The sequence below is a fragment of the Streptomyces sp. ICBB 8177 genome (genome assembly GCF_003144095.1).
GTDB lineage: Bacteria > Actinomycetota > Actinomycetes > Streptomycetales > Streptomycetaceae > Streptantibioticus_D.
Map to the genome: position 1 here is coordinate 315,478 of NZ_NSKH01000018.1, position 19,899 is coordinate 335,376.

At 73.5% G+C, this 19,899-nt stretch carries 16 protein-coding genes; 8 read left to right on the forward strand and 8 right to left on the reverse strand.

Going from position 1 to position 19,899, the window contains the following annotated elements; all coding sequences use genetic code 11:
* The first annotated feature begins 20 nt into the window (after positions 1-20).
* The 3 genes from CK485_RS09745 (at position 21) to CK485_RS09755 (ending at position 3,420) form a co-directional block, all read left to right on the forward strand.
* Entirely contained in the window at positions 21-1,931 is a 1,911-nt protein-coding gene (locus CK485_RS09745; protein ID WP_109449085.1) for an ABC transporter ATP-binding protein, read from the forward strand.
* Positions 1,932-2,275: 344 nt separating this feature from the next.
* A complete protein-coding gene (locus CK485_RS09750) occupies positions 2,276-2,527 on the forward strand; it encodes a hypothetical protein (protein WP_146214517.1) in 252 nt (83 codons plus the stop codon).
* A gap of 65 nt (positions 2,528-2,592) precedes the next feature.
* The gene (locus tag CK485_RS09755) at positions 2,593-3,420 is read left to right on the forward strand and encodes a putative RNA methyltransferase (protein WP_109449089.1); all 828 of its coding nucleotides are present in this window, start codon (positions 2,593-2,595) and stop codon (positions 3,418-3,420) included.
* On the opposite strand, the gene CK485_RS09760 is transcribed toward CK485_RS09755, so the two are convergent.
* Together CK485_RS09760 and CK485_RS09765 are read right to left on the reverse strand one after the other, a co-directional pair.
* Positions 3,380-4,141 carry a rhomboid-like protein gene (locus tag CK485_RS09760; RefSeq protein WP_199239301.1) on the reverse strand — a complete coding sequence of 254 codons (762 nt, stop codon included), beginning with the start codon at positions 4,139-4,141 and terminating at the stop codon, positions 3,380-3,382. The two genes, CK485_RS09755 and CK485_RS09760, sit on opposite strands and share 41 nt — an antisense overlap.
* A 98-nt stretch (positions 4,142-4,239) precedes the next feature.
* Positions 4,240-5,439, reverse strand: a complete 1,200-nt coding sequence (locus CK485_RS09765) for a putative sulfate exporter family transporter (protein WP_241968259.1) — start codon at positions 5,437-5,439, stop codon at positions 4,240-4,242.
* A gap of 94 nt (positions 5,440-5,533) precedes the next feature.
* On the opposite strand from CK485_RS09765, the gene CK485_RS09770 reads away from it, so the two are divergent.
* The 3 genes from CK485_RS09770 (at position 5,534) to CK485_RS09780 (ending at position 8,696) form a co-directional block, all read left to right on the forward strand.
* Entirely contained in the window at positions 5,534-6,493 is a 960-nt protein-coding gene (locus CK485_RS09770; RefSeq protein ID WP_241968260.1) for a LysR family transcriptional regulator, read from the forward strand.
* A gap of 152 nt (positions 6,494-6,645) precedes the next feature.
* Positions 6,646-7,353 (forward strand): FadR/GntR family transcriptional regulator, encoded by a 708-nt coding sequence (locus CK485_RS09775; RefSeq protein WP_109449093.1) that lies wholly within the window; start codon positions 6,646-6,648, stop codon positions 7,351-7,353.
* Between the two features lie 56 nt (positions 7,354-7,409).
* A complete protein-coding gene (locus tag CK485_RS09780; RefSeq protein ID WP_241968261.1) occupies positions 7,410-8,696 on the forward strand; it encodes an MFS transporter in 1,287 nt (428 codons plus the stop codon).
* 80 nt (positions 8,697-8,776) lie between these two features.
* Here the strand turns inward: CK485_RS09780 and CK485_RS09785 are convergent, their stop codons facing one another.
* The 5 genes from CK485_RS09785 to CK485_RS09805 all read right to left on the reverse strand — a co-directional run bounded on the left by CK485_RS09785 (position 8,777) and on the right by CK485_RS09805 (position 13,109).
* Positions 8,777-9,496 (reverse strand): ABC transporter permease subunit, encoded by a 720-nt coding sequence (locus tag CK485_RS09785; protein WP_109449103.1) that lies wholly within the window; start codon positions 9,494-9,496, stop codon positions 8,777-8,779.
* Between the two features lie 13 nt (positions 9,497-9,509).
* On the reverse strand, positions 9,510-10,427 hold the full coding sequence (locus CK485_RS09790; protein ID WP_109449105.1) for an ABC transporter ATP-binding protein: 918 nt from the start codon (positions 10,425-10,427) through the stop codon (positions 9,510-9,512).
* Positions 10,424-11,338: an ABC transporter permease subunit gene (locus tag CK485_RS09795; protein WP_109449107.1), complete on the reverse strand. Its 915-nt coding sequence runs from the start codon at positions 11,336-11,338 to the stop codon at positions 10,424-10,426. Before CK485_RS09795 ends, CK485_RS09790 begins: the two co-directional genes overlap by 4 nt.
* Positions 11,339-11,355: 17 nt before the next feature.
* Entirely contained in the window at positions 11,356-12,285 is a 930-nt protein-coding gene (locus CK485_RS09800; protein ID WP_109449109.1) for an ABC transporter ATP-binding protein, read from the reverse strand.
* Between the two features lie 104 nt (positions 12,286-12,389).
* On the reverse strand, positions 12,390-13,109 hold the full coding sequence (locus CK485_RS09805) for a GNAT family N-acetyltransferase (RefSeq protein WP_109449111.1): 720 nt from the start codon (positions 13,107-13,109) through the stop codon (positions 12,390-12,392).
* A gap of 706 nt (positions 13,110-13,815) precedes the next feature.
* Here CK485_RS09805 and CK485_RS09810 point away from each other — a divergent pair.
* Both CK485_RS09810 and CK485_RS09815 read left to right on the forward strand, forming a co-directional pair.
* Positions 13,816-14,712: an LLM class flavin-dependent oxidoreductase gene (locus tag CK485_RS09810; protein ID WP_109449113.1), complete on the forward strand. Its 897-nt coding sequence runs from the start codon at positions 13,816-13,818 to the stop codon at positions 14,710-14,712.
* A gap of 501 nt (positions 14,713-15,213) precedes the next feature.
* A complete protein-coding gene (locus CK485_RS09815; protein WP_109449115.1) occupies positions 15,214-16,071 on the forward strand; it encodes a Cof-type HAD-IIB family hydrolase in 858 nt (285 codons plus the stop codon).
* A gap of 113 nt (positions 16,072-16,184) precedes the next feature.
* Here CK485_RS09815 and cydD read toward each other — a convergent pair whose 3' ends face one another.
* Positions 16,185-19,886: a thiol reductant ABC exporter subunit CydD gene (gene cydD, locus CK485_RS09820; RefSeq protein ID WP_109449117.1), complete on the reverse strand. Its 3,702-nt coding sequence runs from the start codon at positions 19,884-19,886 to the stop codon at positions 16,185-16,187.
* Between the last annotated feature and the right edge of the window lie 13 nt (positions 19,887-19,899).

A 19,899-nucleotide genomic window follows, 5' to 3' on the forward strand; every position in this document is an offset into this window, starting at 1 on the left:
CGGCCGGCCCCGCGCGGTTCATGGGCGGCCAGCCCACCGAGCGGTCGATGGACTTCAAGGGCTCCGGCCGCAGGCTGCTGAGCATGCTCAAGCCCGAGCGGGCCATCATCGCCGTCGCCGTCGCCATGGCGGTCGGCAGCGTCGCGCTGAGCGTCATCGGCCCCAAGATCCTCGGCCACGCCACCGACCTGATCTTCGCCGGCGTCATCGGCCGCCAGCTGCCCAAGGGCGTCAGCCAGGCCCAGGCGGTCGCCGGGATGCGCGCGCACGGCCAGGGCAAGGTGGCCGACATCGTCGCCTCGATGCACGGCGTGCGGCCCGGTCACGGCATCGACTTCCCAGCGGTCGGCACCGTCCTGCTGTGGGTGCTGCTGATCTACGTCGGCGCCGCGATATGCGGCTTCGTGCAGGCCCGCATCGCCACCCGCGTCGTGCAGTCGGCCGTCTACCGGATGCGCGAGCAGGTCGAGGCGAAGCTCGGACGGCTGCCGCTGAGCTACTTCGACGGCCAGCCGCGCGGCGAGGTGCTCTCCCGCGCGACCAACGACATCGACAACGTCGCCCAGACCCTCCAGCAGACCCTCAGCCAGATCACCCAGTCGCTGCTGACCATCGTCGGCGTGCTGGTCATGATGTTCTGGATCTCCTGGCTGCTCGCGCTGGTCGCGCTGCTGACCGTGCCGCTGACCGTCCTGGTCGCCCAGCGCGTCGGCAAGCGGGCGCAGCCGCAGTTCATCGCGCAGTGGGCCTCGACCGGCAAGCTCAACGCGCACATCGAGGAGATGTACACCGGCCACTCCCTGGTGAAGGTCTTCGGCCGCCAGAAGGAGTCCGCCGAGACCTTCCGCGAGCACAACGACAAGCTCTACGAGGCCGGTTTCAAGGCGCAGTTCATCTCCGGCACGATGCAGCCCGCGATGATGTTCGTCGGCAACCTCAACTACGTGCTGGTCGCCGTCATCGGCGGCCTGCGGGTGGCGTCGGGCGCGCTGTCCATCGGCGACGTGCAGGCGTTCGTGCAGTACTCGCGGCAGTTCAGCCAGCCGCTCACCCAGGTGGCGAGCATGGCCAACCTGATCCAGTCCGGTGTCGCCTCGGCCGAGCGGGTCTTCGAACTCCTCGACGCGCCCGAGCAGGACGCGGACCCGGCCAACCCGCTCCGCCCGCAGAAGGTGACCGGCAAGGTCGAGTTCCAGGACGTCTCGTTCTCCTACTCCCCCGACAAGCCGCTCATCGAGGACCTGTCGCTGTCGGTGCGCCCGGGCCAGACGGTCGCCATCGTCGGCCCGACCGGCGCGGGCAAGACCACCCTGGTCAACCTGCTCATGCGGTTCTACGAGGTGACCGGCGGCCGGATCACCCTGGACGGCGTGGACATCGCCGCGATGTCGCGGGAGGAACTGCGCGGCAACATCGGCATGGTCCTCCAGGACACCTGGCTGTTCGGCGGCACCATCGCGGACAACATCGCGTACGGGAGCGAGGGCGCGACGCAGGAGAAGATCGTCGAGGCGGCGAAGGCCACCCACGTCGACCGCTTCGTGCGCACCCTGCCGGACGGCTACGACACAGTGATCGACGACGAGGGCGGCAACGTCAGCACGGGTGAGAAGCAGCTGATCACCATCGCCCGCGCGTTCCTCGCCGAGCCCGCGATCCTGGTGCTGGACGAGGCGACCAGCTCGGTGGACACCCGTACCGAGGTGCTCATCCAGCAGGCGATGGCCCAACTGCGGTCCGGCCGGACCAGTTTCGTCATCGCGCACCGCCTGTCCACGATCCGCGACGCGGACGTGATCCTGGTGATGGAGTCCGGCAGCATCGTGGAGAAGGGCACCCACGACGAACTGCTGGCGGCGGACGGCGCGTACGCGAAGCTGTACGCGGCGCAGTTCGCCGAGCCGGTCGCGGAGACGGTGGAGTCCAGCTGAGCCGTCCCGTCCGTCGACCGTCCGACGCCGCTCCGGGCTTCCGGAGCGGCGTCGGGCTTTCGGGGTCTGGAGCGGCGTCGGGCTTTCCCCCGGGGTTTTCGGGGCCGGTGCGTCCTCGGGCTGTCCGTCGGGCCGTGCGCGGCCCGGTGCGTCCTCGGGCTGTCCGTCGGGCCGTGCGCGGCCCGAGGATCGCTCTTCGGCGAACGCTTGTCACCCCGTTGCCGGTGACACGCTTTTCGTCAATTCCGCCTTGACGAAGGGGGCTTCGACAGTCCAGTCGATCCGGTGACGGCAGGCACGACGCCGCCCCGCGAGGGCCGGCACCGGGAAGGATGGAGGGCACCATGCCCGCGTCTCCCCGCCGGGGCCGTCACCGGCGCACCTGCTCGTTCTGCTCACTGCACCCCGCCGTCGTCCGCGACCTGGAGACGGACCTCGTGTGGTGCGAGGGGTGCGCCACCGACCTCATCCACGCGGGCGACCCCATCGAGGACTACCGGGAACTCGACGACGACCTGTACGCCGGGCTCCTCCAGACGCACGGCAGGGGCCGCTTCACGGGCCTGCGCCCGCACCCGCGTCCGCCGCGCACCTGACCCGCCCCACCCCTGCGCACCGCCGCGCGCCGAGAGTGCGCAGGCCACCGGTACGCTGGCGGACCATGTCCCCCGACGCGCCCGACGCCTTCGGCCTGCTGGTCTGCCCCGTGTGCGGGGACGGCCTCGCGCGGCGGGCCGGCGGACTCGGCTGCCCGGCCGGCCACTCCTTCGACCTCGCCCGCCAGGGCTACGTCAACCTGCTCACCGGCAACGCCCGTTCCGGGACCGCGGACACCCCGGACATGGTCGCCGCCCGCGCCGCGTTCCTCGCCGCCGGCCACTACGCGCCGCTGACCGGCGCTGTCGCCCGCGCCGCCGCCGAGGAGGCCCCCGGCACGGTGCTGGACGCGGGCACCGGCACCGGCCACTACCTGGCCGCGGTCCTGGACGCGCTGCCCGGCGCGACCGGACTCGGGCTCGACGTCTCGAAGTTCGCCCTGCGCAGGGCGGCCCGGGCGCACCCCAGGGCGCGGGCGGCGGTGTGGGACTTGTGGCGCCCGCTTCCGGTGCGCACCGGCGCGGTGGACCTCGTGCTCAACGTCTTCGCGCCGCGCAACGCCGCCGAGTTCCACCGCGTACTGCGGCCGGGGGGCACGCTGCTGGTCGTCACGCCGGGACCCGACCACCTCGCCGAACTGCGCGCCGGGATGCTGGAGGTCGACGCCGACAAGGACGAACGGCTCGACCGCGCGCTGTCCGGCCACTTCCGGCAGGTCGACCGGGTGCCTCTGGAGTATCCGATGACGCTCACTCCGGCCGAGGCCGCCGACGCCGTCGGGATGGGGCCGTCCGCCCACCACGCCGAACGGCGCGCGAGCACGGGGGCGTCGCCCGCGGAACCGGTGCGGGTCACGGCGTCGTTCCGGCTGAGCCGCTACCGTCCGGCGTGACCAGTGCCCTGCCGTCCCGCCCGGACGGAGGCCGCCGCCCGCCGCGCCCGCGCCCGGCGGCCGGGGTGAGCGCGTAGCAGGCGAACCCCAGCAGCAGCGCGGTGAAGTGGCCCAGGTCGGTGAAGGTGCGGCCGGTCACCACCGACCAGCCGAAGAACGCGAGCACCCCGGCCGCGTACCCCCAGCGCCACGGCCTGGGCACCAGGTACGTCAGCACTCCGGCCGCCCCGGCGAGCCCGTAGCTCACCCCGATGTCCACGGTGTGCGCCATCGACCGGGGCAGCCGCTCGTAGCGGATGCCGAGCCGTACCGCCTGCTGGCTGACCAGCGTCGCCCCGACGTGCGCCACGGCCACCGCGGTCAGCCAGCGCCAGGTGCCCAGCCATCGTTCCGCGGTGGCGTGGACGAGTTCGAAGAGCACGAAGTAGACCAGGAAGCCCGAGGGGGTCTCGATCCACAGCGCGCTGACCACCAGCACCCGGACCGGATGCTCCCGCAGTTGCACGAGGTTGGTGCTGTTGTGGTGCAGCAGGAACGCGCGCACCCCGGGTGAGACGACCGCGATGACGCCGCTGGTGACGGCCAGCACCAGCAGCCACACGTGCGTGCCGGGCGAGCGCACGACCCAGTCGGAGACCGCCCGGCGGGCGTGATCGAGCGTACGGCGCGCACGGCCGACCGACGGGCGCGGCCGGTCGCGCGTACGGTCGGGGGACGTCAACCGGTGGCCTTTCCCGCGTGCTTCACGGTGATCACGTCATTATCCACCGGTACGCGGTGCCCGCCCGGGTCGCCGTCCCCGGCGACGGCTTTCTCCGGTCAGCCGCTTGCGGTGAGGAACTGCGTGCCCAGGCTGGTCGCCGAGACCACCACCCACAGGCAGCCGCCGAGCAGCAGCGGCGCGGGACCGGTGCGGCGCAGCCCGGCCAGGTCGGTGGAGAGCCCGATCGCGGACAGCGCCACGGTGATGAGGAAGACGGAGGCGGTGCTGAGCGGGTGGTGCGCGGCGGCCGGGACCAGGCCGACCGTGTTGGCGGCGGCCAGCACGACGAACCCGACGAGGAACCACGGCACCAGCCGCCCGACCCGCACCCGTTCGGCGTTGCGTGCGGTGCCCTGTCCGCCGGGCGCGGCGGCGCGGCGGCGGGTGAGGGCGGCGAGACCGAGGCAGACGGGGATGATCAGCAGCGTGCGGGTGAGCTTCACGACGACCGCGTGGTTGGCGGCGGCCGAGCCGTACGTGCCGGCCGCGGCGACCACGGAGGACATGTCGTTGACGGCGGTCCCGGCGAAGAGCCCGAAGGTGTGCTGGCTCATCCCGAGCAGATGGCCGAGCGCGGGGAAGGTCAGGACGGCGGCGATGTTGAAGACGAAGATCGTGGAGACCGCGTAGGCGACCTCGGCCTCGGCGGCGCCGATGACCGGGGTGACGGCGGCGATCGCGGAGGCGCCGCAGATGCCGGTGCCGACGCCGATCAGGGTGCGCAGGTCGCGCACGATGCCCAGCCGCCTGCCCAGCCAGTACGCGGCGGCCAGGCAGACCCCCAGGGTGACCACCATGACGGGCAGCGACCCCACGCCGACCCGCAGCACCTGACCCAGCGACAACTGCGTGCCCAGCACGACGACGGCCAGCTGGAGCACGCCGCGGCTCGCGAACCGGACGCCCGGCCGCAGGCGTTCGCCGGGCCGTGCGAACAGCGCCACGACCACGCCCAGCACGATCCCGGTCACCGGCCCGCCGACCACGGGCACCAGCCCGCCCAGCACGGTCGCCACGACCGCGATGCCGAGGGCGAGGGCGAGCCCGGGGACCAGGGAGGGGAGGGCGGCCGTGCGGCCGCGGTCGGGGGACGGCGGGGCGGGGTCCGCCGAACCGCCGTTCGTCCGGGTGTGCGGCGCCTGAGCGTGGTCCGCCGCCGGGTCGCGGGGGAGGACCGTGGGTGCCGTGGGGGCGGAGTGCGCCGGTGGGCGGTCCGCCAGGGCCTTGTGGGCCGTACAGCCACTGTCGTCGTTCATGCTTCAACTCTGAGCGTCGCGGCCGGGCCGCTGTAGCCCCCGATCGCGTAGCAGCTCATAGCGGAACGCTATGACCCGGTCATACGCTGAGGCTGTGACCAGCCTCCCGCCCACCGGCCCCGCGCCCCGCTCCGACCTCCGCGTTCCCTCGCGCACGCCCGACCTGGAGTCCCTGCGGCTGCTCGTGCTCGTCGCCGACCTCGGCAGCCTCGGCCGGGCCGCCGCGCGGCTGGGCATCTCGCAGCCGTCCGCCAGCCGCAGGCTCTCCACCCTGGAACGCGGCCTCGGCCTGGTGCTGGTCGACCGCTCCCGGCGCGGCTCCCGCCTGACCTCCTCCGGCCAGGTCGTCGCGGGCTGGGCGCACCGCGTGCTGGAAGACCTCGACGGCCTGCTCACCGGCGCCGAGGCGCTGCGCACCAAACGCGACGCGGAACTGCGGGTCGCCGCCAGCCTGACGGTGGCCGAATACCTGATCCCCGACTGGATCAGTGAACTGCGCAGGCAGCAGCCCGAGTTGTACGTGGGCCTCCAGGTGACCAACAGCGAGCACGTCTCCGGGCTGGTCGACTCCTCGTCGGCGGACCTCGGTTTCATCGAGTCGCCGCAGGTGCCGAAGGGGATGTCCGCCCGCCAGGTGGCGACCGACCGCCTGGTGACGGTGGTGGCGCCGGACCACCCCTGGGCCCGGCGGCGGCGCCCGGTCACCGCCGCGGAGCTCTCGGGCACGCCGCTGGTCCTGCGCGAACGCGGTTCCGGCACCCGGCAGACGCTCGACCGGGCGCTGGGCCTGGCCGGTCTCGACCTGGTACGCCCGCTTCTGGAGCTGGGCTCGACGGCCGCCGTGCGCGGCGCGGTCATCGCGGGCACCGGCCCCGCGGTGCTCAGCGATCTGGCGGTACGCGGCGACATCGCCGACGGCAGGCTGCGCGCGGTCGAGGTGGAGGGCCTGGAGCTGCGCCGCAGCCTCCGCGCGATCTGGCCCTCCGGCCACCGCCTCATCGGTCCGGCGGCGGACCTGGTGGCGGTGGCGCGGCGCCTGGGCGGGCGGGGGTAGGTGGGGGGCCCGGGGGCGGGGGGTCCGGGGCGCGGACGCGGGCGGGGCTGGGGGGCGGGGGCGCCGGGCGGATTTTGTTGTAACCTGCATGAAAATTGTAGGATGACCGGGCAACCTTGCCGACCGTCCCGGAGCGAAAGGGCGTCCCTGAGATGACCGCACTGCGGGCGGCCGACCGGCGCAGCCTCGTCGACACCGTGGTCGACGCCCTGCGCGCCCAGCTCACCGAACGCGCCTGGAAGGTCGGCGACCGCATCCCGACCGAACACGTCCTCGCCGAGCAACTCGGCGTCGGCCGCAACACCGTCCGCGAGGCGGTCCGGGTCCTGGTGCACGCCGGACTGCTGGAGTCGCGCCAGGGCCAGGGCACCTTCGTACGGTCCACCGCCGACCCGTCCGCCGTCCTGCGCGGCATGAAGCAGGCCGGCGTGCGCGACGTCCTGGAACTGCGGATCGCACTGGAGACCGAGGCGGCCCGGCTCGCCGCCGTCCGCCGCACACCGGAGGACCTGAGCGCGCTGCGGGCCGCCCTCGACGCGTTGCGCTCCCACGGCGAGGACCCGCGAGAGGAGGGGGCGCGGACCGCGCAGGCGGAGGACGACATCGACTTCCACACCCGGGTGGTGACCGCCGCCCACAACGGCGCGCTGACCGAGGTCTACGGCTACTTCAGCTCCTCGGTGCGCGAAGCCCTGCACTCCTCCCTCGGACGGCTGGGCATGCCGCCCATCGACCTGGCCGCACACGCCGCAGTCGTCGACGCCATCGAGTCCGGCGACCCGCAGGCGGCGGAGACGGCCGCCCGGGAGCTGCTGACCACACCGCTGCGCGCGGTCGAGGCCCAGCTGCCGCAGCCATGACCCCCGCCCCCGTCCTCGGCCTACGTACGACCGGCTCACGAAGAAAGGCGCACCGCTTGTCCCGCCCGCTGCCCGACCATGCCCCGTCCGACCGCGCCACCATCCCCCGTGTCCTCGTCGACGCCGAGGACGGCCTGCCCACCCGCGCCGGAACGGCCGCCCGCCGGGCCCTGCTCGCGCACCCCGTCGTCCTGCTGGTCGGCGTCGTCCTGGCCTCGGTCAACATGCGCGCCGCCCTCGCCAGCATGTCCCCGCTGGTCAGCGAGGTCAGCGCGCACTTCGGGCTGTCCTCGACGGCGAGCAGCCTGGTCACCTCGGTGCCCGTGCTCTTCCTCGGCCTCGGCGCCGCGATCGCGCCGGGCCTCGCCCGCCGCTTCGGCGCCGAACTGGTCCTCTTCTGCGCACTGTTGCTGCTGGGTGTCGGCATCCTGGTGCGGGTGCTGCCCTCGGTCGGCGCGCTGTACGGCGGAAGCCTCCTGGCCGGCACCGCGATAGCGCTGCTCAACGTGCTGATGCCGGGCCTGATCAAGCGCGACTTCCCGGACCGCGCGGCGGCGATGACGTCGGTCTACACCGGCGCGATGATCGCGGGTGCGACGGTGGCCGCGGCGGCGTCGGTGCCGCTGGAGAAGGCGCTGGGCGGCAGCTGGCAGGGTTCGCTGGCGGCCTGGTCGCTGCTGGCCGCGGTGGCGGCGGTGGCCTGGCTGCCGCAGGTGCTGATCGCCCGCGGCCGCACCGGCCGCGAGACGGCCGCGCCCGCCCCGTCGCCCGCCCGCAGCGTGTGGCGCAGCGGCCTCGCCTGGCAGGTCACCCTGTTCATGGGCCTGCAGTCGCTGTGGACGTACGTGCTGATCGCGTGGATGCCGACCATGCTCACCGACCACGGCATGAGCCGCTCCACCGCGGGCGTGGTCTTCGCGTTCAACAACCTCGTCCAGGTCGTCGGCGCGTTCGTCGTACCGCTGCTGGCCGGCCGGATGCGGGGGCAACGCCCGCTGGTCGTCCTGGTCAGCGTCATGGTCGCGATCGGCTACGCGGGTCTGCTCGTCGACCCCGCCTCCGGCGCGTGGCTGTGGGCGGCGATCCTCGGCGTGGGCCAGGGCGGCGGCATCGGTCTCGCGCTCACCCTGATCGTGCTGCGCTCCGGCGACGCGCACACCGCGGCCAGGCTGTCGGGCATGGCCCAGACCGTCGGCTACCTGCTCGCCGCGGTCGGCCCGTTCGCGGCCGGCGCCCTCTACCAGTCGACGGGCAGCTGGACCGCCCCGATCCTGACCATGCTCTGCGTCTGCGCCGCCGCCCTGCTGGTCGGCTGGGCGGCGGCCCGCACCCGCACGATCTGACGGACCGCACCGGGTGTCCGCGACCCTGAGGCGGACGGGTGTGAGCGCGCGAGCCCGCGCGCTCACACCTCACCGGCCGGTCACTCCTCTCCGGCGAGGGTCAGCCTGCGCAGCTTGCCGGCCGCTCCCCACGTGGCTCCCAGCGTGACGACGACCAGCAGGACGACCGCCGCCGGCAGGCCGACCTGGGCGTTGATCGCGCCGCCGTCCGCGATGTACGACGCCGACGCGAGCGCCCACTGCTGGACGCTGAGCGTCTTCGCCCCGGGCACGAGGCTGCCGATCAGCGACTCCCACACCAGCGCGTACACCAGCCCCGCGACCACCGCGTGCCGGGTGACGACGCCCAGCAGCAGGAAGATCGCGCTGTAGGCGAGCGACGCCACCGCTGCGGCGACCCCGTAGGCGACGGCGAGGTGCCTGCTGTTGCCGTCGAGTACCAGCCCGGCGAAGAACGTCGGTATCGCCGAGAAGAAGACCGAGACCCCCATCGCCACCAGCAGCTTGGTGAGGATCACCACCGGCCTGCGCACCGGCTTGGACAGCAGGTAGACGATCGACCCGTCGTCGATCTCCGGGGCTATCGCGCCGGTGCCCGCGATGACGCCGATCAACGGCACCATCGTGGCCAGCGCGAACCCGCCCAGCAGGTCCCCCGTCGTGCCGTCGTCCGCCCCGGCCAGCAGCCGCACCGCCACCGAGATGACCAGCAGCAGCATCGGCAGCGCGAACAGCAGCGCCGCCCGCTTCCTTCCCAGCAGCGCCCGGTAGGTGAGCCGGGCGACCGTCGCGTTGTACATGTACGGGCTCCCTTCAGGCCGCTACGAGATAGGAGAAGACGCTTTCCAGCGACTCGTCGGAGGGCGTGACCTCGAACAGCCGCACACCGCGCTCCCGCGCCACGCGAGGCAGCAGTTCGGTGAACCGCGCGAAGTCCACCGCCTCGACGCGCAACGCCCCCTCTTTGACGTCCAGTTCGAGGCCGCTTGTCGAGTCGTCGGCTATCAGTGCGGCCGCCAGCGCCCGGTCGTCGCTGGAGCGCACCACGTAACGGTGCGGCCGGTCGGTCATCAGCCGCCTGATCTTCCGGAAGTCACCCGACGCCGCGTGCCGCCCAGCCACCATCACCTCGATGTGGCGGGCGAGTTGCTCGACCTCCTCCAGGATGTGCGAGGAGAACAGCACCGTGCGTCCCTCGGCGCCCATCCGCCGCAGCAACTCCATCAACTGGAGCCGCTGCCTTGGATCCATGCCGTTGAACGGCTCGTCCAGCAGCAGCACCGACGGGTCGTGCACCAACGCGGAGGCCATCTTGACCCGCTGCCGCATGCCCTTGCTGTAGGTCTCGACGCGCCGCCCGGCGGCGTGGTCCATCTCGACCGTGGCCAGCGCCCGCCGCGTCGCCGCGCCGGGATCGGGCAGCCCGTGCAACTCGGCGTTGGCCCGCACGAACTCCTCCCCCGTGAGGAAGTCGTACATCGCCTCCCGCTCCGGCACGATCCCCAACTTCCGGTAGGCCTCCTCGTTGCGCCAGACCACTTCACCGTCGAGGGTGACCGAGCCGGTCGAGGGCGCGAGGAACCCGGCCATCATGTTGATCAGCGTCGACTTGCCCGCGCCGTTCGGCCCGAGCAGGCCGGTGACGCCCGGCCCGATCGTCATCGTGACGTCGTTGACCGCCACCACGTTGCCGAACCAGCGCGAGACGCCGTCGATGGAGAGCGTGGTCATCCCAGTCCCACCTTCCGGTAGCGGCGCATCAGCAGGGCGAACGAGCCGCCGATCAGGCCGAGCGCGACAAGCAGGTACACGATGCCCGCGCCGAGCCCGGGCGGTCCGTATCCTCCGACGGCCGCGGAGTGCGCACCGAGCCACCAGGTCTGCACCCCGTCGATCAGCGTGATCGGCGAGAACAGCCCGAGCCACCCGATGGCCCCGGTGTTGCCCCTGCTGTACGCGATCGCCTCGACGCTGGAGACCGCCCCGTACGAGATGGTCAGCACAGCGATCACCGCCGCGACACCGAACCCGCGGCGCGGGGTGGCCGCGGCCAGCACCAGACCGATACCGGCCAGCACCAGCGACAGCAGCGCCGCCGCCAGCAGCCCCTTGCCGAACCCCGCGGTCTGCGTGCCGAACGGCAGCTTCGCCAGCAACGCCCCCGCGTAGAGCAGCACCAGCGGCGCGGCCGTGAGGACGAACAACGCGGCCGCCATCGCCCCGAACTTGGCTATGACGTAGTCGACACGCTCCATCGGCCGGGAGAAGTAGAGCGGGACGGTCTTGAAGCGCAGGTCGCGCGAGACGGACTGCGGGGCCTGCGCGGCCAGGTACAGACCGATGACCGCTTGGAGGTAGATCGCGTAACGCGTGTACTCCACCGGCAGCTTGGTCAGGTGCACGTAGACCGTCACCGCGTCGATGATCGCCGCGGGCAGGCACATCACCGCGAACAGGATCATCGGCAGCACCTTGGACCGCCCCGACCGCCCCAGGCCGTAGGCGCCGCGCAGGCTCTGCGAGAACAGGGCCCGGCGGATGGAGGCACGGCCGAGGCGCTCGCCGTCGTAGTGCCGGTATCCGATGTTGTGGATGCGCGAGTCGTCGCGGGAACCGTCCCGCAGCGCGGATTCGCTGGGCATGAAGTGTGCCTCCTTTCTCACTTCTCGTCGTGGCCGGTCGGCCGGTTGTCGAAGACCTCGGCTATGCGGTGGCGGCGCTGCTCCATCCGCACCAGGCCGACGCCCAGCTCCGCCACCGCGTCCCGCACCGTGTCGTAGGTGTCCTCGTCACGGATGTCCACCAAGAGCAGCCGGCCGTCCGCCCGTGTGGTCAGCCCCGCCTCGGCGAAGGCGCTCAACGCGGCGCCGGTGCCGTCCGGGTGGCGGTCGGTGTCGGTGACCTCCACCGCGAGTGAGGCGGTGGCCTGCGTGAAGTCCCGGGTCGAGGAGGAACGCAGCAGGCTTCCGCCGTCGATGACCACGATGTGGTCGCTCGTGCGCTCCAGCTCACCCAGCAGGTGCGAGGTGACCAGGACCGAGATCCCGAAGTCGGCGTGGACGCGCCGGATCAGGCCGAGCATCTCGTCCCGCCCCACCGGGTCGAGGCCGTTGGTCGGCTCGTCCAGCAGCACCAGCCGAGGGTCGTGGACCAGCGCCTGGGCGAGCTTGACCCGCTGCTTCATACCGGTCGAGTAGCCGCCGATCGCGCGGTACCGCTCCTCGTACAGCCCGACGTGGCGCAGCGTGTCGGCGGTCCGCTCCCGGGCCGCGGTCGGCGCCAGCCCCGACATGCGGGCCATGTGCACGACGAACTCGGTCGCCGAGACGTCGGGCGGCAGGCAGTCGTGCTCCGGCATGTAGCCGACGTTGGCCCGGATGCGCGGGCCGTCGGTGGCCACGTCCATGCCGAGCACCGCCGCCGTGCCCTCGGTCGCGGGTGCGAGCCCCAGCAGGATCTTGATCAACGTCGACTTGCCGGCCCCGTTGGCACCCACCAGCCCCGTCACGCCCGGCTCGATGCGCATGGTCAGCCGGTCCAGGGCGGTAACCCGTGGATACCGCTTGGTCAGGCCCTCGGTCACGATCACAGTCACGCTTCGACGGTAGGTGCCGTCACCGGCACCCGTCGTCAGTCCGTGGTCGACACCGTGCCTACTCCTCAGGTCTGACAGCCCGTAGGGGGGCGGCGCCGTCAGCCCTGGGGTATTCGCCACATCGCCCAGGTCGTGGGACCGCCGTGCGGGATGGTGATCTCACCGGTGACGCGGAACCCGAAGCGTTCGTAGTACGGGACGTTGCGGTCCTTGCTGGACTCCAGGTAGGCGGGCGTCCCCTCGCGGTCGCAGACCTCCAGCCGGGAGCGCAGCAGGACCGCGCCGACGCCCCGGCCCTGCGCGGCCGGTTCGGTGCCCAGCACCGCCAGGTACCAGTGCGGCTCCTCGGGGTGGGCGGCGGCCAGCGTGGCCACCGTCTCGCCCGCCACGGCCAGCCTCCGCCCGAAGAGCCTCGCGTACCCGGGCAGCGCGAGCAGCTCGCGCCAGGCCGGGTTCCTCCACTGGCCGGGCGGGTCCCACAGGGCGGCACCTTGTATCGGCGGGCGGCTTCTCTTGTTCCGGCGTGTGGCCGGCCCCTTGTCGCGGCGGGCGGAGAGGGAGTCCGCGGCGGTGCTGTGTGCCGAGAAAGCCCGCGCCCCGGCGCCGTCCACGCCCAGCCGCACGGCTCCGTGGCGCAGGTGCTGATGGCGCAGCAGCACCGAGAACAGACCCGGCAGCCTGCGCGGGCGTTCCTCGGCGTCGGGGAACATCCACGCCATCACCGGGTCGTCGTCGAAGGCGCGGGCCAGCACCGCCGCGGTCTCCCGCACGTCGGAGCGCCCGGCCGTCCTCACGTCGATTCCCGTTACCTGATTCATACCGCGATGGTAGGAACGGTCCCCTCCCCGGCACCTCAACCCACGGGTGGAGGCTCGGGTGGAGATCGCGGGAGGGGGTTCACCCGCCGGGTGGAGAACGGGGCAGGGGCACCCGCCGGATGGGTCTCGACGGCGGCCCCGCCCGCGGGCCCTCTACCCTCTCCGCTCCCCACGCGGGTCCGGCCCGGGCCCCGAGCCCGGAAGCGGGCTCAGACCGGGGCCCCCGGCAGGGCCGGGCCTGGGCATGGGCCCGGCCCCGAACTCGTCCCGGGAAGCCGGTCTCAGGCCCCGGCGCCAGAGCCCGGGTCGAGGCCCAGGATTCAAGCCCAGGGCCCAGCCCGGGGGCCCTTCCCGGGGACCCGGCCCCCGCCGGAGTCCGGTCCTCGCCGGGGTGCGGTCCTCGCCGGGGTGCGGTCGTCGCCGGGGTGCGGTCGTCGCCGGGGTCCGGCCCCCGCCGGAGTCCGGCCGTCGCCGGGGTCCGGTCCTCCCGGGCCCGGCAGCGGCCCGCCCGAAACCACGCCCTGCGCGGCCACCGCGGACTCAGCCCGGCGCGGCCACCACCCGGAACCCGCCCGGCACGTGGCTGGCCGCGCAGTTCCCCGCGCCCCTACCCCGCGCGGCCACCGCCCAGACCCAAGCCCCGCGCGGCCACCGCCCGCACCCTGGCCCGGCGCGGCCACCGCGCCGTCCCCAGTAGAGTCGCCCCATGCGCCTGAGCACCGTGATCCTTCCCGTCCGCCGCTGGCACGAGGGCGGCCGTGACGAGTGGACGGCGGCCGAGAGCCTGGGGTTCCACGCCGCGTACACCTACGACCACCTGTCCTGGCGCAGCTTCCGCGACAAGACGTGGTTCGGGGCGGTCCCGACGCTCACCGCCGCCGCGGCGGCCACGGAGCGCGTGCGCCTGGGCACGCTGGTCACCTCGCCCAACTTCCGCCACCCGGTCACGCTGGCCAAGGAACTCATCTCGCTGGACGACGTCTCGGGTGGCCGGGTGACGTTGGGGATCGGCGCCGGCGGCACCGGTTTCGACGCCACCGCGCTCGGTCAGGACCCCTGGTCGCCGCGCGAACGGGCCGACCGCTTCGGTGAGTTCGTGCCGCTGCTCGACCGGCTGCTGACCGAGGACGCGGTGACCCACGAGGGCACCTACTACTCCGCCGACGAGGCCCGCGGCATCCCCGGGTGCGTCCAGCGTCCGCGGCTGCCGTTCGCCGTGGCCGCCACGGGTCCGCGCGGGCTGGCGATCGCCGCTCGCCACGGGCAGGCGTGGGTGACCACGGGAGACCCGAAGATCGCGTCCACCGGCACGTCCGAGGAGTCCCTGAAGGCGATCCGCGGGCAGATCGACCGCCTCGGGAAGGCTTGCGCAGCGGCCGGCCGGGACGTCGCGGAGATGGACAAGATCATGCTCGCCGGGTTCACGCCGGACGGGGACGCCCCGATGCGTTCCCTCGACGCGTTCGTCGACTTCGCGGGCCGGCACGCCGAACTCGGCATCACCGAGATCGCCATCCACGCCCCCATCCCGGACTCCGTCTTCGCGGGCGACCGTACGGTCTTCGAACGCATCGCCACGGAAGCCCCGGCCCAACTGGGCTGAGGCGGTCGTCGTCCTTCGGTACGCCCATAGGCGGTTGAGGCGAGCGCAGGCAGACGCAGGCAGACGCAGGCAGACGGCTGACGATCCCGTAGGTGGCGCGGTTGCCGGCGCGACAAGCCTCGGCCTTGCGTGGGCGATGGGCGCGGCCTTTCGTATGCGACGGGCTTCGACGCTTCGTGCGCGACCGGCCCCGTCCTCCTCCAGACCGGCTCGCCGCCCCGCCACCCGCCACCTGCCGACTCCTCGTACCCGCAGCCAGGCCGGCGGCCCCACCAAGCGCACCGGGCCTCTCCCGGCATCCACCGCAGCATCCCGTTCATCCACGCTTACATGGATGCCCCGACCTGCGGATCCCGTGGGCATTCAGGGCAGGCGACGTGGCGGATTGGGGCGTTCCAGAGCGTCGGGTGCCGCGGGAGCGCGAGGCACGAACCGCGTGCGGGCGCGCCTCCGCACGCCCCTTCGCCACATCCACGCGCCGGTGTGCGCCACTATGGAGCCGTGACCTCGACCTATCGGACCCCCGCCACCCCCGAGCCGCACGCCGTGGGGCCCGCGCCCCGGCTGATCGCCACCGACCTGGACGGCACTCTGCTGCGCGACGACAAGACGGTCTCCGACCGCACCATCGCCGCGCTCGTAGCGGCCGAGGAGGCGGGCGTCGAGGTGTTCTTCGTCACCGGCCGGCCGGCCCGCTGGATGAGCGTCGTCGCCGAGCACGTCGCCGGTCACGCCACCGCCATCTGCGCGAACGGCGCGGGCGTCTACGACCTGCGCCGCAACGTACTGCTCGCCGCCTATCCGCTGGCCGAGGCCGACGCGCTCACCGTCGTCGGTACGCTGCGCGCAGCCGTTCCCGGCACGGCCTTCGCGGTCGAGCGCACGCACGGATTCCACTACGAGCCGGGTTACTCGGCGCCCTGGGCCGAACCGGACTCGATGGTCGCCCCGGTCGAGGAACTACTCGTGGCGGACCCCGCGCAGCCCCTGCTGAAGCTGCTGGCCAAACACCCTTCGGCGGATCCGGACGAGTTCCTGGCGACGGCACGGGCGGCGGCCGGTGAGCACGCGGAGTTCACCCGTTCCAGTCCGTCCGCACTGCTGGAGATCAGCGGCGTCGGCGTGAGCAAGGCGACGACGCTGGCCCGTTGCTGCGCGGAGCGCGGCATCACCGCGGCCGAGGTCGTCGCCATCGGTGACATGCCGAACGACCTGGAGATGCTCGGCTGGGCGGGCACCTCCTACGCGGTCGCCAACGCGCACCCCGACGTCCTGGCCGCCACCACCCTGCGCACGGCGGCCAACGAGGACGACGGCGTGGCCCGCGTCATCGAGTCGGTCCTCGCGGCCCGCGCGTAGTCGTCCGGCGTCGGCAAGGCCCGGACGAGTCCCGCAGCCAGCGCAGCCCCGCACCCGCGCTGCCCCCGTAGCTCCCCCGAACGCCGGTTCGGCGGTGTCCGTACGGGTAACGCTCAGCCCACCGGCAACGGTTCCGCCGCCCGCTCGCGTTCCAGCAGTCGGCGGAACGGGCCGGAGACGCAGGCCAGTTCGTCGTACGTGCCGCGCTGTACGGCGCGCCCTTCGTCGAGCACCACGATCTCGTCGACCGCTCCCGGCGCCGCGAGCCCGGCCAGCCGGTGCGTGATCAGCACCGTCGTCCGGCCCTCGGTCGCCCGCAGCAGATCAGCGGTGAGGGCGTCCGCCGTGGCCAGGTCGAGGTGTTCCGCGGGCTCGTCCAGGACGAGGACGGGGAAGTCCGCGAGCAGGGCCCGGGCCAGCGCGAGCCGTTGCCGCTGGCCGCCCGACATCCGGGCACCGTGCTCACCGACGAGGGTGTCGAGGCCGTCGGGGAGCGAGTCCACCCAGTCGAGCAGGCGCGCGGAGGCGAGCACGGCGCGCAGGTCGTCGTCGGTGGCGCCGGCACGCGCCAGGCGCAGGTTCTCGCGCACCGAGCTGTCGAAGACGTGTGCGTCCTGGGCGGACAGCCCCACCAGCCGCCGTACGTCGTCCCCGTCCAGCATGGCGGCGTCCACTCCTCCCAACGTATACGTGCCGGATTCGCGGTCCACGAAGCGCAGCAGCGTCTGCGCGAGAGTCGTCTTGCCGGCACCGGACGCCCCGACCACCGCGATACGCCGGCCGGCGGTCAGCGTTAGCGACAGCCCGTCGAGCGCGGGGCCTGCCCCACCCGGGTGGCGCACCGTCAGGTCGCGGACGACCAGCGGGTACGGGGACGCGGGCGGCGCGGCCGGCGCCTCCGGCTCGCGTACGGGCACGGGGGCGTCCAGCACGTCCTGCACCCGCCCCGCCGCACGCCCGGCTCGCTGCCGGTGCTGCACCGCGAGCGGGATACCGGTGACCGCCTCGAAAGCGGCGAGCGGCAGCAGGACGACCACCGCGAGGTCCACCCCGTGCAGCCGTCCGGCCGCGACGGCTGCCACGCCCACGCAGGCGCTGCCCACGACCGTGATCCCGGTGACCAGGCTCACCAGTCCGGCGCCCAGCGCGGTCGCGGCGGACGAACGGGCGGCCAGCCGGGTCAGCACCGCGTCGGCCCTGGCCGCCCGCGCCAGCCGCTCCGGCAGCGCACCGGCGACTGTCAACTCCGCGGTGCCGGAGAGCACGTCGACCACCTGGGTGGACAACTCGCCGCGTGAAGGGGCGAGTCCGGCCTCCGTACGACGCGAGAGCGACGAGGACAGCAGCGGCACGACGACACCCGCCGCCAGCAGTCCGGCGGCCAGCACGGCCCCCGCCGACGGCAGCATCCACGCGTCGAACCCGATCGCACCCACGCTCACCAGCACCGCGGTCGCGGCGGGCAGCAGCCAGCGCAGGAAGTAGTCCTGGAGGGAGTCGACGTCGGCGACCAGCCGGGAGAGCAGGTCGCCGCGGCGGGTGTCGCGCAGTCCGGCGGGCGCCAGGCGCTCCAACCTGCGGTAGACGGCCGCGCGCAGGTCGGCCAGGGCCCGGAAGACGGCGTCGTGGGAGATCAGGCGTTCCGCGTAACGGAAGACGGCCCGGCCGATGCCGAAGGTGCGGGTCGCCGTCGTGGCGACCAGCAGGTAGAGCACCGGGGGTTGCTGGGACGCGCGGGAGATCAGCCAGCCCGAGGTGGCCATCAGCCCGATGGCGCTGCCGAGCGCGAGCGCGCCCATCAGCAGCGCGAGCGCGAACCAGGGGCGCAGGGGGCGCGCCATCCGCCGCACGCGCCCCAACGCGCCCCGATTGACGCAGGGTTGAACATCCTGGGCGGCGGGTCGCTCCGGGTGAGCGCACGAAGAGGGCAGGCTCTCATGACCGTCCGACGCAGGCAGCTCATGGAGACCGCAAGCGGCCCGAGCGGAGACCTCCCGCCCCCGGAAGCCCTGCTCGGCCCCGCCCACGACAACGCCATGCGCCCCGCCCGCGCCGGCGCCGCTGCCCTCCCCCGAATCCATGATCGCCGCACCCGCGAAACCCGCATCTGAGAAGCCCGCACGCGCGAAGCCCGCGTCCGCGTAGCCCCCGCAGCCCGCACCCGCGCCCGCGAAGCCCCCCTCCCCGATCCGCACGACCCGGTCCGCCACCGCCAGCAGCGCCGGCCGGTGTACGACGAGGATCACCGTGCGGCCGCGCGCCAGCCGCCGCACCGCCTCGACGACCGAGGCCTCCGTTTCCCCGTCGAGTCCCGCGGTCGGCTCGTCGAGCAGCAGCAACGGCCGGTCGGCCAGGAACGCCCGGGCCAGCGCGAGGCGTTGCCGCTGCCCCGCGGACAGGCCCGCGCCGCCTTCGCCGAGCCGGGTGTCAGTGCCCCGTGGCAGGCTGTTCACGAAGGCGAGGGCGTCCGCGTCGCGCAGGGCCTGGCGCACCTCGTCGTCGCTCGCGTCGGGCCGGGCGAGGCGGACGTTCTCCGCGACCGACCCGGCGAAGAGGTAGGGGTGCTGGGGGACCCAGGCGATCCGGGCCCGCCAGCTGTCGGGGTCGAGGGAGGTGAGATCGGTGGAGCCGATACGAATACGGCCGGAGGCGGGCCGGGCGAAGCCCAGCAGCGCGGCCAGCAGCGTTGTCTTCCCCGCGCCGGAGGGGCCGACGAGCGCGACGGTCTCGCCGGGCCGGACCTGGAGGCTGGTCTCCGGCAGGGACGCCCTCGTACGGCCCTCGTGACGTACCGTCACCCGCTCCAGGGTGATCGGGCTGGTGCGCGGGTCGGGCGCGGGCAGGGAGCCCGCGGCGGGCGGTTCGGTCTCCAGGACGGCGAAGACCTCGTCGGCCGCGGCAAGTCCCTCCGCCGCCGCGTGGTACTGCGCGCCGACCTGGCGCAGCGGAAGGTACGCCTCGGGCGCGAGCACCAGCACCAGCAGCCCGGTGGACAGGTCCAGGCTGCCGTCCACCAGCCGGAAGCCGATGCCGACCGCGACGAGGGCGACCGAGATGGTGGACAGCAGTTCCAGCGCGAAGGAGGAGAGGAAGGCGATCCGCAGGGTCTTGAGGGTGGCCCGGCGGTAGTCGTCGGTGATCCGGCGGATGGAGGCGGCCTGGGCCTTGGCCCGGCCGAAGACCTTGAGCGTCGGCAGCCCGGCCACCACGTCGAGGAAGTGGCCGGACAGCCGGGACAGGAGGCGCCACTGGCGCTTCATGCGAGCGTCGGTGTACCAGCCGATCAGTGCCATGAACACCGGGATCAGCGGCAGCGTCAGCACGATGATCAGCGCCGATTCCCAGTCGGCGGTGACGATCCTGGCCAGCACGACCACGGGGACGACGACGGCCAGCCCGAGCTGCGGCAGATAGCGCGCGAAGTAGTCGTCGAGCGCGTCGGTGCCACGCAGAGCGAGGGTGGTCAGCTCGCCGGTGCGCCGTGAGCCGGGCCGGGTGGGGGCGAGCCGGGTCGCGCGCTCCAGCAGCCCGCGCCGCAGCTGCGACTTGACCGTGGCGCTGGTGCGGTGAGCGGCGAGTTCGGTGAGCCAGCTGACCGTCGCCCGGCCGGCCGAGACCGCCACGAGCAGGCCGATCGCGGGGAGGAGCCCGCCCAGGCCCTGGTGGTGCTGGAACGCGCCGACGACGACGTGGACCAGCAGCGTCGCCTGGGCGACGACCAGTCCCGCCCCGGCCAGGCCGAGCGCCACCGTGGCGGCGAGGAAGACGCGGGTGCTCCTGGCGTACCGGAGCAGTCGCGGGTCGACGGGTCGCACGGCTGCCGTCACC